This is a genomic window from Bradyrhizobium sp. 930_D9_N1_4 (assembly GCF_052076015.1).
Classification (GTDB): Bacteria; Pseudomonadota; Alphaproteobacteria; order Rhizobiales; family Xanthobacteraceae; genus Bradyrhizobium.
Map to the genome: position 1 here is coordinate 3,180,217 of NZ_CP197236.1, position 12,455 is coordinate 3,192,671.

The following is a 12,455-nucleotide window of genomic DNA, read 5'->3' on the forward strand; positions in this document are numbered from 1 at the left end:
GCGCCCGGGCTGCTTCTGTGTTATGAGATGATCTCCAACATTCAATGAGACCCGCATGCGCTATTCCCGGGAACACAAGCAGGAAACCCACGACCGCATCGTGAAGAAGGCCTCGGTGCGGCTGCGCGAAAAGGGGGCCCACGGCATCGGCGTCGCCGACCTCATGAAAGAGGCGGGCCTGACCCATGGCGGCTTCTACGCGCATTTCGATTCCCGCGAGGCGCTGGTGATCGAGGCCTTTGGCTACGCCATGGACCGCTCGATGGAGCACTGGCGCAAGCAGTCCGATCAGGTCGCGCCCGAGAAGCAGCTCACCCAGATCGTCGACACCTATCTCTCGACGCTGCACCGGGACAATCCCGGCCACGGCTGCTCGATTCCCGCGCTCGGCGCCGAGATCGCCCGCGAGAGCCCGAAGACGCGAAAAGCCTTTGCCGGCAAGCTCGACGAGATGGTCGAGATGATGGCGGACATTATCCCCGACTTGCCGCGCAAGGCCGCACGCAAGCAGGCCATTGCGACGCTGGCCACGATGGCCGGCACGATGCTGCTCGCGCGTATCGCGGGGTCGAGCGAGCTTTCGGATGAGGTGCTGAAGGCGGGCAAGGACAGCGCGCTCGAGGGCACGAAGCGTGAGCCGAAAGTGACGGCGGCGAAGAAGGCCAAGCAGTAAGCCGAGGTGCCGTAGGGTGGGCGAAGGCGCGCACTCGCGCCGTGCCCACGATCCTTCTCTGTCGAAAAAAAACGCGTGGGCACGCTTCGCTTTGCCCACCCTACGAGATCTGCGCTACCGCCCCGCAAACAGCGCCCGCTCGCGCTCCACGATCTCGCCGATGTAATCCGCCACAGCCCTGATCCGCGCGAGATCCTTGCTGTCGGCGTGCATCAGCATCCAGAACGTCCGGGTGATCGAAATCTCCTCCGGCAACACCGCCACGAGCTGCGGATAGTCGCTCGCCATGAAGTGCGGCAGCACGGCGATGCCGAAGCCCGACAGCGTGGCGTTGAGCTGTGCGATCAGATTGGCGCTGCGGAATCGCGCCGAAATCCGCGGCGACACCTGCGGCAGATAATCGAGTTCGGGCGTGAACAGCAGCTCCTCGATGTAGCCAACGAAGCGATGCTGCGGCAGCACCTCGCGCGAGGTGATTTTCGGGAAGCGGTCGAGATAGGCGGGGGCGGCATACAGCCCGAGCCCGTAGTCGAGCAGCTTGCGGCCGACGATGCGGCCTTCCTTCGGCATGGTCAGGCTGATCGCGATGTCGGCCTCGCGCTTGGAGAGGCTGAACAGCCGGGCTGTCGCCACAACCTGCAGATCGAGATCGGGATAGCGGTCGGCAAAGGGCGCCAGCCGCGGCGCCAGGAAGGCGGTGCCGAACCCGTCGGGCGCGCCGATCCGCACCGTCCCCGTCAGCCGCGCCACGGAGCCGCCGACCTGCTCCTGGTTGGCGACGATGGTCGATTCCATGGCTTCGGCGCTGTCGGCGACGCGCTGGCCGGCCTCGGTGAGGAGGTAGCCGGTCTTGCGCCGGTCAAACAGCTTGGCCGAGAGGTGCTTTTCCAGCCGGTCCACGCGGCGGATCACGGTGGCATGGTCCACGCCGAGCTGTTTTGCCGCAGCCGACACCGAGCCGCCCCGCACGATGGCCAGCACGAAGCGGAAGTCGTCCCAATCGATGGTACCTTGATCCAGCATTTTCGCACATCTATGGTGCATTATCTCAGACTTGAATCCTATAAAATGCAGGTCGATAGGATTTGTCAAAGCGTTCAAGCTCGGCCTCAAGGAGATCATTCCATGCGTTCAGTCGGACATTTCATCGGTGGCAAGGAAGTAAAGGGCACCTCTGGCCGCACCGCCGACGTTTTCGAGCCGATGACCGGTGACGTCCAGGCCAAGGTCGCGCTGGCGTCGAAGGCCGAGGTTCGCGCCGCCGTCGAGAACGCGCGCGCCGCGCAGCCGGAATGGGCCGCGACCAACCCACAGCGCCGCGCCCGCGTCATGATGAAATTCGTCGAGCTGGTGCAGCGCGACTACGACAAGCTGGCCGAGCTGCTCGCCCGCGAGCACGGCAAAACGGTGCCCGATGCCAAGGGCGACATCCAGCGCGGCCTCGAAGTCGCCGAGTTCGCCTGCGGCATCCCGCATTTGATGAAGGGCGAGTACACCGAAGGCGCCGGGCCCGGCATCGACATCTATTCCATGCGTCAGGCGCTCGGCGTCGTTGCCGGCATTACGCCGTTCAACTTCCCGGCGATGATCCCGATGTGGAAGTTCGCGCCCGCGATCGCCTGCGGCAACGCCTTCATCCTCAAGCCGTCGGAGCGTGATCCCGGCGTGCCGATGATGCTGGCCGAACTGATGATCGAGGCGGGCCTGCCCGCCGGCATCCTCAATGTCGTCAACGGCGACAAGGAAGCGGTCGACGCCATCCTCGACGACCCTGATATCAAGGCCGTCGGCTTCGTCGGCTCCACGCCGATCGCGCAGTACATCTATGAGCGCGCCGCCCAGACCGGCAAGCGCTGCCAGTGCTTCGGCGGCGCCAAGAACCACGCCATCATCATGCCTGATGCCGACATGGACCAGGCCGTCGACGCGCTGATCGGTGCGGGCTACGGCTCGGCCGGCGAGCGCTGCATGGCCGTCTCGGTTGCGGTCCCCGTCGGCAAGTCCACCGCCGACCGGCTGATGGAAAAGCTGATCCCGCGCGTCGAGTCGCTCAAGATCGGCACCTCGATCGATCCGTCGGCCGATTACGGTCCGCTGGTGACGCGCGAGGCGGTCGAGAAGGTCAAGGGCTACATCGACATCGGCATCAAGGAAGGCGCGACGCTCGCCGTCGACGGCCGCGGCTTCAAGATGCAGGGCTACGAGAACGGCTTCTATCTCGGCGGTTCGCTGTTCGACAACGTCACCAAGGACATGCGGATCTACAAGGAAGAGATCTTTGGCCCGGTGCTCTCGGTCGTGCGCGCGCACGACTACAAGGAAGCGCTGGCGCTGCCGTCCGAGCATGATTACGGCAACGGCGTTGCGATCTTCACCCGCGACGGCGACGCCGCGCGTGACTTCGCGGCCAAGGTCAATGTCGGCATGGTCGGCATCAACGTGCCGATCCCGGTGCCGATCGCCTATTACACCTTCGGCGGCTGGAAGAAGTCGGGCTTCGGCGATCTCAACCAGCACGGCCCGGACTCGGTCCGTTTCTACACCAAGACCAAGACGGTGACCTCGCGCTGGCCGTCCGGCGTCAAGGAAGGTGCGGAGTTCTCGATCCCGCTGATGAAGTAAACTCCCTCAGTCGTCATTGCGAGGAGCTCTTGCGACGAAGCAATCCAGACTGTCTCTGCGGAGGGATACTGGATTGCTTCGCTGCGCTCGCAATGACGACGGAGTGAAAGGGTACGCGGCAGCATGCAGTTCGCTCTGAACGAGGATCAGGTCGCGGTTCGCGACATGGCGTTGGCGTTTGCGGCGGAAAAGATCGCGCCGCATGCGCTGCGCTGGGACGAGGAGAAGCATTTCCCCGTCGATGTGATGCGCGAAGCCGCGACCCTCGGCATGGGCGGCATCTACATCCGCGAGGACGTCGGCGGCTCCGCCATGACGCGGTTCGACGCGGCGCTGATCTTCGAGGCGCTGGCGACGGGCTGCCCGACCACCGCAGCCTTCATCTCCATCCACAACATGGCGAGCTGGATGATCGATGCCTATGGCAGCGACACCCAGCGCCACACATGGCTGCCGAAGCTCTGCACCATGGAATTGATCGCGAGCTACTGCCTGACCGAGCCGGGCGCAGGCTCGGACGCAGCAGCGCTGCGCACCCGCGCGGTGCGCGATGGCGATCACTATGTCCTCAACGGACAGAAGCAGTTCATCTCCGGCGCCGGCGGCACTGATCTACTCGTCGCAATGGTCAGGACCGGCGGCGATGGCCCCGGCGGCATCTCGACGCTCGTGATCGACGGCAAGACGCCGGGCGTCTCCTTCGGCGCCAATGAGCGCAAGATGGGCTGGAACGCGCAGCCGACCCGCGCCGTGATCTTCGAGAACGCGCGCGTGCCGGTGGCCAACCGGCTCAGCGAGGAGGGCGTCGGCTTCAAGATCGCGATGGCCGGCCTCGATGGCGGTCGCCTCAACATCACGGCGTGTTCGCTCGGCGGCGCGCAGACCGCGCTCGACAAGGCGCGTGCCTACATGAAGGAGCGCAAGGCGTTCGGGAAACGCCTCGACGAATTCCAGGCGCTGCAATTCAAGCTCGCCGACATGGCGATCGAACTCGAGGCCGCGCGCACGTTCTTGTGGCGCGCTGCTGCCTCGCTCGACCGGAAAGACCCCGACGCAACCATGTTGTGTGCCATGGCAAAACGCTTCGGCACCGATGTCGGCTTCGAGGTCGCCAATCAGGCGCTCCAGCTTCATGGCGGCTACGGCTATCTCAGTGAATACGGCATCGAGAAGATCGTGCGCGATCTGCGCGTGCACCAGATCCTCGAAGGCACTAACGAAATCATGCGGCTCATCGTGGCGCGCAAATTGATCGAGGGCGCGCGATGAGTTCAGCGGAAGAGGGCGATCTGATCGTTCGCCGCGAGGGCGCGGCCGGCGTGATCCGCCTCAACCGTCCCAAGGCGATCAACGCGATGACCTTGGAGATGTCGATCGGCATCGATGCGGCGCTGGACCAGTTCGAGACGGATCCGGACGTCGCGCTGATCGTGCTGGAGGGCGCGGGCGAACGTGGCCTCTGCGCGGGCGGTGACATCCGCGGCCTCTGGGAGAGCTCGCGCGAGGGCGGCGATCTCGGCGCGCGGTTCTGGCGGCAGGAATACGTCATGAATGCGCGGATCGCGAAGTATCCGAAGCCGTATGTCGCATTCATGGATGGTCTCGTGATGGGTGGCGGCGTCGGGCTGTCGGGCCATGCCAGCCATCGTGTCGTCACCGATCGCACCAGGCTTGCAATGCCCGAAGTTGGCCTCGGCTTCTTCCCCGATGTCGGCGGCACCTGGCTGCTATCGCGCTCGCCCGGCGAGATCGGCACTTATTTTGGCCTCACCGGGCAGACCATGAACGGCCCCGATGCGATCCACGCAAAGTTTGCCGATGCGGTGGTGCCGGCTGCCAAATGGCCGGAGCTGCGCGAGGCGCTGACCAAGGTTCAGCCGGGCGCGACTGCGGCCGATGTCAGCAAGCTCATCAACGGCTTTGCGACCGATGAGGCCGCAGGTCCGGTGGCCGCGAAGGAGCCTGTGATCGATGCATTGTTCGGCTTCGACCGCATGGAGGATATCTTCGCGGCACTCCAGCGTGACGGCTCGGAATTCGCACTCGCGACACTGAAAACGCTCAACGAAAAATCGCCGCGCGGCATGGTGGTGACGCTGAAGCTGCTGCGGCTTGCGCGAAGCGCGTCGAGCCTCGAGGAGTGCCTCGTGCGCGAATATCGCGCCGCGCTGGAAGTCTTCCGCAGCGACGATTTCCGGGAGGGCGTGCGCGCCGCCGTGATCGACAAGGACCGCAATCCGAGCTTTTCGCCACCGCGGATCGAGGATGTGACGCCGCAAATGCTTGCGCCGTATCTCGCTGAGATCGGCGCCGACGAACTCAAGTTCAACTAACAACGCTACAGCGGAGGACATCAAGATGGCCACGATCGCATTCATCGGTCTCGGCAACATGGGCGGCCCGATGGCGGCCAACCTCGTCAAGGCCGGCCACAAGGTGGTGGCCTTCGACCTCGCCGAGGCCTCGCGCGCGCAAGCAAAGGCCGACGGCGCCGGTATCGCAGGTAGCGCATCGGACGCGGTGAAGGGCGCCGATGTCGTGGTCACCATGCTCCCCGCAGGCAAGCACGTGCTCGGCGTCTGGAACGAGGTCGTTCCTGCCATGACCAAGGGGGCGCTGATCATCGACTCATCCACCATCGACGTCGAGAGCGCACGGCAGGCACATGCGCTCGCAGCCAAAAGCGGCGTGCTCTCGGTCGATGCGCCGGTCTCCGGCGGCACCGGCGGCGCCAAGGGCGCGACGCTCACCTTCATGTGCGGCGGCGAGGAGGGCGCGTTCGCGGCGGCCAAGCCGGTGCTGGAGAAGATGGGCAAGAAGATCGTCCATTGCGGCGGCGCCGGTGCAGGGCAGGCCGCCAAGATCTGCAACAACATGATCCTCGGCATTTCCATGATTGCGGTGAGCGAGGCGTTTGCGCTCGGTGAGAAGCTCGGCCTCTCGCATCAGGCGCTGTTCGACGTCGCCTCGACCTCGTCGGGCCAGTGCTGGTCGCTGACGACCTATTGCCCGGTTCCGGGCCCGGTGCCGACGTCGCCCGCGAACAATGAGTACAAGCCGGGCTTTGCCTCGGCGCTGATGGTGAAGGATCTGACGCTGGCACAGGACGCCGCAAAGGCTGCGGGTGCCGCGACGCCGCTCGGCAAGCATGCGCAGGAGATCTATCAGTCTTTCGACGCAGCCGGCCAAGGCGGGGTGGATTTTTCCGGAATTATCGAGCACGTTAGAGGACTTGCTCGATCGTCGTCATCCTGAAGCGCGAGCGAAGCGAGCCTCGAAGGATGAAAAGACGGTACTTGTGGCCATCCTTCGAGACGCCGCTTCGCGGCTCCTCAGGATGACGGCAGTGAACGTGGTGAAGCCGGATGACGACATTTCAGGACGCGCGCGCGTTTCTGCTCAAGCACCGCACGGATTACGAGACAGCGGTCAGGGATTTCCGCTGGCCCGATCCGGTTCCCTTCAACTGGGCGCTCGACTGGTTCGACGTGCTGGCGAAGGATGCGGACGCCAGGGACCGGCCCGCGCTCTGGATCGTCGATGCCGCGCAGGACAAGCAAACCAAATTGTCCTTCGCGGCGCTCTCGCAGCGCTCCAACCAGGTCGCGAACTTCCTGCGCGCGCAGGGGCTGAAGCGCGGCGATCATCTCCTGCTGCTGCTCGGCAATGTCGTTCCGCTATGGGAGACGATGCTGGCGGCGATGAAACTCGGTGTCGTCGTGATCCCCGCGACCACGCTGCTCACCGCCGAGGAACTGCGCGACCGGCTCGATCGCGGCAAGGCGAAGGCCGTCGTCGCGGCCGAGGACCAGGTTGCGAAATTCGCAAGCCTCGGTGCCGAGAATGTCGTTCGCATCGTGGTCGGTGCGGCCTCCGATGGCTGGCTCGCTTACGATGAAGCTGCGAAGGCTCCGGAGAGTTTTGCGCCCGACGGCCCGACCCACGCCGACGACCCGATGCTGCTCTATTTCACCTCGGGCACGACGGCAAAACCAAAGCTCGTGCTGCACAGCCAGCGCAGCTATCCGGTCGGTCATCTTTCCACCATGTACTGGATCGGGCTGAAGCCCGGCGACGTTCACCTCAACATTTCCTCGCCCGGCTGGGCCAAGCACGCCTGGAGCTGTTTCTTCGCGCCGTGGAACGCGGGCGCCACCGTGTTCGTGGTCAACCAGCCGCGCTTCGATGCAAAGGGCCTGCTCGCCACCATCGGCCGCTGCGGCGTCACCACACTGTGCGCGCCGCCGACGGTGTGGCGGCTGTTCATCCAGGAGAACCTTGCCGCCTTCAAGGTGAGCTTGCGCGAGGTCTGCGGCGCCGGCGAGCCGCTCAATCCTGAAGTGATCGACCAGGTGCAGGCCGCCTGGAGCCTCACCATCCGCGACGGCTATGGCCAGACCGAGACCACCGCGCTTGCCGGCAACTCGCCGGGGCAGAAGATCAAGGTCGGCTCCATGGGCCGCCCGTTGCCGGGCTATCGCGTGCAGGTCAGCGACGCCGATGGCAACCCCGCGAAGGAAGGCGAGGTGGCTCTGATGCTGGGCACCGATCGTCCCGCCGGCTTGATGCAGGGCTATCAGGGCGACGACGGCAAGCTCGCGGGTGCCGAAGGCGAGCTCTATCGCAGCGGCGACGTCGTGTTCGAGGACGAGGACGGCTATCTCACCTTCGTCGGCCGCTCCGACGACGTGTTCAAATCCTCCGACTATCGCATCAGTCCGTTCGAGCTGGAGAGCGTGCTGCTCGAGCATGAGCTGGTCGCCGAGGCCGCGGTGGTGCCGAGCCCCGATCCGATCAGGCTGGCGATCCCCAAGGCTTTCGTGCTGCTGACGTCGGGCGCCGAGCGTTCGCCGGAAACGGCGCTGTCGATCTTCAAGCATCTGCACACGAGGCTTGCGCCGTTCAAGCGCATTCGACGTCTCGAAATCGTCACCGAGCTGCCGAAGACGATCTCTGGCAAAATCCGCCGGGTGCAGCTACGCAGGCTGGAGCGCGACGATGATCGCAACGATCCGCTGCGCGGCCGGGAATTCCGCGAGGAGGATTTTCCGGAGTTGCCGAAAACACGGAGTGAGACCTAAGTGAACGAAGTCTGGAAGAAGCCGCCGATTTCCCTCGAAGCTTATCAGGCCATGGTCGGCAACGAGATCGGCGTGTCGTCATGGCACCTGGTCGATCAGCCCCGCATCGACACCTACGCCGACGTGATCGAGGATCACCAGTTCATCCACGTCGATCCGGAACGTGCGAAGAAGGAGACGGCGTTCGGCACCACCATCGCGCACGGTTTCCTCACCATGTCGCTGCTGTCGATCATGTCCTATGAGGTGATGCCTGTGATCGCGGGCACCACGATGGGCGTCAATTACGGATTCGACAAGCTGCGCTTCATCTCCCCGGTGCGCTCGGGTAAACGCGTCCGCGGCCGTTTCGTGCTGGCGGAAGCCAAGCTCCGCAAGCCGAACGAGTTGCAGTCTCGTACCAACGTCACCGTCGAGATCGAAGGCGAGGACAAGCCCGCGCTGGTCGCGGAATGGCTCGGGTTGATCTATTTTGCGTAGTTCCGGGTGGGGTTGACCCAGTCCTCCATCGCTGCTCAAAAAGCGACCCAAAGCGCGGTGTTACCCTCTTCCCTTGTGGGAGAGGGTGGCTTCGCGGAACGCGAAGCCGGGTGAGGGGTCTTTCTCCGCGAACTCGGCTGCTGCGACATACCCCTCATCCGGCGCCGTAGCCGATGCTACGCGTCGGCGTCCCTTAGTCGGTACGGCGGCCGTAGGCCGCCTACGCCACCTTCTCCCACAAGGGGAGAAGGAAGAAGAAGCAGGAAATACTCTCATGGCAATCAGGTTCGACGGACGCGTCGCCATCGTCACCGGCGCAGGCAATGGTCTCGGCAAGGCGCATGCGCTCGGGCTTGCGAGCCGCGGCGCCAAGGTCGTGGTCAACGATTTCGGTGGTGCGCGTGACGGCACGGGCGCGTCGCTCTCGCCGGCGGAAGCCGTGGTCGAGGAAATCCGCAAGGCCGGTGGCACCGCGATGGCCGACGGCGCCGACGTCTCGAATTTCGAGCAGGTCACCGCCATGGTCGAGCGCGCCACCAAGGAGTGGGGCAGCGTCGACCTGATGTGCGCCAATGCCGGCATCCTGCGCGACAAGTCGTTCGGCAAGATGGAAGCCGCCGACTTTCAGAAGGTGCTCGACGTGCATCTCGTCGGCACCTTCTATTGCTGCAAGGCGGCCTGGGCCGGGATGCGCGATCGCAATTACGGTCGTATCGTGCTGACGACGTCGTCCTCCGGCCTCTATGGCAATTTCGGCCAGGCCAATTACGGCGCGGCGAAATCGGGCATGGTCGGCCTGATGAACGTGCTGGCCGAGGAAGGCCGCAAGACCAATATCCGTGTCAACATCATCTCGCCGACGGCGGCGACCCGCATGACGGAAGAACTGCTGCCGCCGCAGGCGCTGCAATTGATGAAGCCGAACGCGATCACGCCCGCGGTCGAGTACATGCTGAGCGAGGACGCGCCGACCCGCACCATCATGGGCGCCGGTGCGGGATCGTTCGCGGTGATCAAGATCCTGGAGAGCGAAGGCATCAACCTGCCGGAATCCGAATGGACCCCGGACGCGGTCGCCGCGCATTTCGCCGAGATCAGCGACATGTCGAACGCGAGGGCATTGCAGGGCGCGTTCGAGCAGACGCAGAAATACGTGGCGCAGGCTGCGGCACGGGCGGGGATCAAGCTCTGACCGACATCGCCGTCATCGGTGCCGGTCCCGCCGGGCTGATGGCGGCGGAAGTGCTGGCGCAGGGCGGCGCGCGTGTCACCGTCTACGACGCGATGCCGTCCGCGGGCCGCAAATTCCTGATGGCGGGCCGGGGCGGCCTCAACCTCACCCACAGCGAGCCGCTGCCGCAGTTCATGGCGCGTTATCGCGAGGCGACGCCTAAACTGGGGCCGGCGATCGAAGCGTTTTCGCCTGACGCGCTGCGCGCCTGGAGCGAGGCGCTGGGCGAGCCGACCTTTGTCGGCAGCAGCGGCCGGGTGTTTCCAAAAGCGTTCAAGGCCTCGCCCTTGCTGCGTGCCTGGCTGCGGCGCCTCGATGCCGCCGGTGCACGGTTCGCGTTCCGTCATCGCTGGAGCGGCTGGGACGCGAGTGGTCGCCTGCTGTTTCGGACGATGAACAGTGATCGGTCTGTCGAAGCCGAAGCCACGGTGTTGGCGCTCGGCGGCGCAAGCTGGCCACGCCTTGGCTCGGATGGCGGCTGGGCTGATATCCTCGCCGCAAAAGGCATTGCCATCTCAAAACTCCGGCCGGCCAATTCCGGCTTCACGCTCGCGTGGTCCGACGTGTTCCGCGACCGTTTCGAGGGCCAGCCGCTCAAGGGCGTGGCGCTGACGGTCGGCGCGCATACGGTGCGCGGCGAAGCGATGATCACGCGCAGCGGCATCGAGGGCGGTGCGATCTACGCGCTATCGGCCGAGCTGCGCGAGGCCGTGCTGGGTCTCGGTCAGGCGACGTTGACGATCGCGCTCCGGCCTGATCTCGACGCGACCTCGCTGACCACGCGGTTATCGGGCACGCGCGGCAAGCAATCGCTTGCAAACTTCCTGCGCAAGGCGGCGCAAGTGTCGCCGGTCGGCATCGGCCTGATGCAGGAGGCCGCGATGGCATCCGGCCGGCCGCTGGCCGCGTTCTCGCCGGCGGATCTTGCGAAGCTGATCAACGCCATTCCGGTTCAGCTCACCGGCGTCGCCCCGATCGAGCGTGCGATCTCGACCGCGGGCGGGGTCACCTTCGACGAGCTCGATGAACACTTCATGATCCGCAAATTGCCCGGTGTGTTCGCGGTCGGCGAGATGCTCGACTGGGAGGCGCCGACCGGAGGCTATCTGCTGCAGGCGTCGTTCGCGACCGGTGCTGCCGCGGGCAGGGGCGTGTTGGGTTGGATCAAACGCTAGCCACCGTCATTGCGAGCGTAGCGAAGCAATCCAGAATCTTTCCGCGGTGACAGTCTGGATTGCTTCGTCGCAAGAGCTCCTCGCAATGACGGCGAGAGAGCAGTGCGCCCTTACCGCAGCTTCCCCCGCGCCGCCACCGGCAGCGTGCCGATGATCTCATCGCCGCGGACCATCACGACTTCGTCCATCATGTTGACGACGACGCAGACATGGTTCGGCACGATGCGGACGACGTCGCCGACATTCGGGCGCGTGTTGCTGCGGGAGAGGTCGAGGAAGCCGTGCTCCTCGGCGAAGCGCGCGATCTTGGCTTCGGGGTGCTCCAGGATCAGGCCGTGGCCGTCGAGGCCGCCGGTGTCCGAGGTCAGCGTCTTCGAGCCGGCGTCGAGAATGCCGCGCTCGGGCGCGGCGCGGCTCACCACCGTCGAATAGATGTGCAGTGCGCAGTCGTCCCAGGTGGCGACGCCGGCGGCGACCTGCATGCGGTCGTTGTAGATGTAGGTGCCGAAGCGGTGCTCGGTGCCGCCCTTGAGCTTGCCGATATTGACGAGGTTCGGCGTGCCGCCGGTCGAGACGATTTTTGCATCCAGCCCGTGCGCGCGTACGCCGGCCAGCGCCTCGTCGTAGAATTTCTGCGCATCGCCCCAGCCGGTCTCGGTCGGGTAGAGCATGAAGCCGGCAAACTGCAGCCCCTTGGATGCTGCGATCTCGCGCGCCAGCGCAATCGCTTCAGCGGGCGTCTCGACGCCCGCGCGCTTGCGGCCGGTGTCGCATTCGACCACGACCGAAAGCGGACGGCCCGACGCCGCGGCCGCCTTCGGCAGTCCGGCGACGACCGTCGAATTGTCGGCGGCCACCGTCATGTTGGATTTGGCATTCAGCGCGCCGAGACGCGCCATCTTCTCTTCGCCCAAGAGATTGTAGCTGACCAGGATGTCGTCGATGCCGGCGTTGGCCATGATCTCGGCCTCGCCGATCTTCTGGCAGGTGATGCCCTTGGCGCCGGCCGCGACCTGCATTTTTGCGATCGTCGGGTTCTTGTGCGTCTTGATGTGCGGGCGATTGGCGACCCCGGCGTCGTCGCAGGCCTTCTGGATCCGCGCGATGTTGCGCTCGACCTTGTCCATGTCGATGACGGCGCAGGGTGTGCCGTATTCGCGGGCGATCTTGGCGGCGAGAGTTGTTGTCATGGG

11 protein-coding genes are annotated in these 12,455 nt (G+C 65.1%); 9 read left to right on the forward strand and 2 right to left on the reverse strand.

Annotated elements, in window-relative coordinates; all coding sequences use genetic code 11:
* Positions 1–55: 55 nt before the first annotated feature.
* Positions 56–673: a TetR/AcrR family transcriptional regulator gene (locus tag AB7532_RS14585; protein WP_441235468.1), complete on the forward strand. Its 618-nt coding sequence runs from the start codon at positions 56–58 to the stop codon at positions 671–673.
* 114 nt (positions 674–787) lie between these two features.
* On the opposite strand, the gene AB7532_RS14590 is transcribed toward AB7532_RS14585, so the two are convergent.
* Positions 788–1,696 carry a LysR family transcriptional regulator gene (locus AB7532_RS14590; RefSeq protein ID WP_441235469.1) on the reverse strand — a complete coding sequence of 303 codons (909 nt, stop codon included), beginning with the start codon at positions 1,694–1,696 and terminating at the stop codon, positions 788–790.
* Between the two features lie 102 nt (positions 1,697–1,798).
* On the opposite strand from AB7532_RS14590, the gene AB7532_RS14595 reads away from it, so the two are divergent.
* From AB7532_RS14595 to AB7532_RS14630, 8 genes are all read left to right on the forward strand, one after another.
* Positions 1,799–3,295 carry a CoA-acylating methylmalonate-semialdehyde dehydrogenase gene (locus tag AB7532_RS14595; protein WP_094896561.1) on the forward strand — a complete coding sequence of 499 codons (1,497 nt, stop codon included), beginning with the start codon at positions 1,799–1,801 and terminating at the stop codon, positions 3,293–3,295.
* 123 nt (positions 3,296–3,418) lie between these two features.
* Positions 3,419–4,564: an isobutyryl-CoA dehydrogenase gene (locus AB7532_RS14600; RefSeq protein ID WP_441235470.1), complete on the forward strand. Its 1,146-nt coding sequence runs from the start codon at positions 3,419–3,421 to the stop codon at positions 4,562–4,564.
* A complete protein-coding gene (locus tag AB7532_RS14605) occupies positions 4,561–5,628 on the forward strand; it encodes an enoyl-CoA hydratase/isomerase family protein (protein WP_441235471.1) in 1,068 nt (355 codons plus the stop codon). Before AB7532_RS14600 ends, AB7532_RS14605 begins: the two co-directional genes overlap by 4 nt.
* A gap of 25 nt (positions 5,629–5,653) precedes the next feature.
* Positions 5,654–6,550, forward strand: coding sequence for a 3-hydroxyisobutyrate dehydrogenase (mmsB, locus tag AB7532_RS14610; protein WP_441235472.1), 897 nt, complete (start codon positions 5,654–5,656; stop codon positions 6,548–6,550).
* A gap of 110 nt (positions 6,551–6,660) precedes the next feature.
* A complete protein-coding gene (locus AB7532_RS14615) occupies positions 6,661–8,376 on the forward strand; it encodes an AMP-binding protein (protein ID WP_441235473.1) in 1,716 nt (571 codons plus the stop codon).
* Complete coding sequence (locus AB7532_RS14620; protein ID WP_441235474.1) at positions 8,377–8,856, forward strand: MaoC family dehydratase; 480 nt, start codon at positions 8,377–8,379, stop codon at positions 8,854–8,856.
* A 274-nt stretch (positions 8,857–9,130) separates the two neighbouring features.
* The gene (locus AB7532_RS14625) at positions 9,131–10,048 is read left to right on the forward strand and encodes an SDR family NAD(P)-dependent oxidoreductase (protein WP_441235475.1); all 918 of its coding nucleotides are present in this window, start codon (positions 9,131–9,133) and stop codon (positions 10,046–10,048) included.
* A complete protein-coding gene (locus AB7532_RS14630; RefSeq protein ID WP_441239281.1) occupies positions 10,045–11,262 on the forward strand; it encodes an NAD(P)/FAD-dependent oxidoreductase in 1,218 nt (405 codons plus the stop codon). Before AB7532_RS14625 ends, AB7532_RS14630 begins: the two co-directional genes overlap by 4 nt.
* A gap of 110 nt (positions 11,263–11,372) precedes the next feature.
* Here the strand turns inward: AB7532_RS14630 and AB7532_RS14635 are convergent, their stop codons facing one another.
* On the reverse strand, positions 11,373–12,452 hold the full coding sequence (locus AB7532_RS14635; protein ID WP_441235476.1) for a D-TA family PLP-dependent enzyme: 1,080 nt from the start codon (positions 12,450–12,452) through the stop codon (positions 11,373–11,375).
* Positions 12,453–12,455 lie beyond the last annotated feature (3 nt).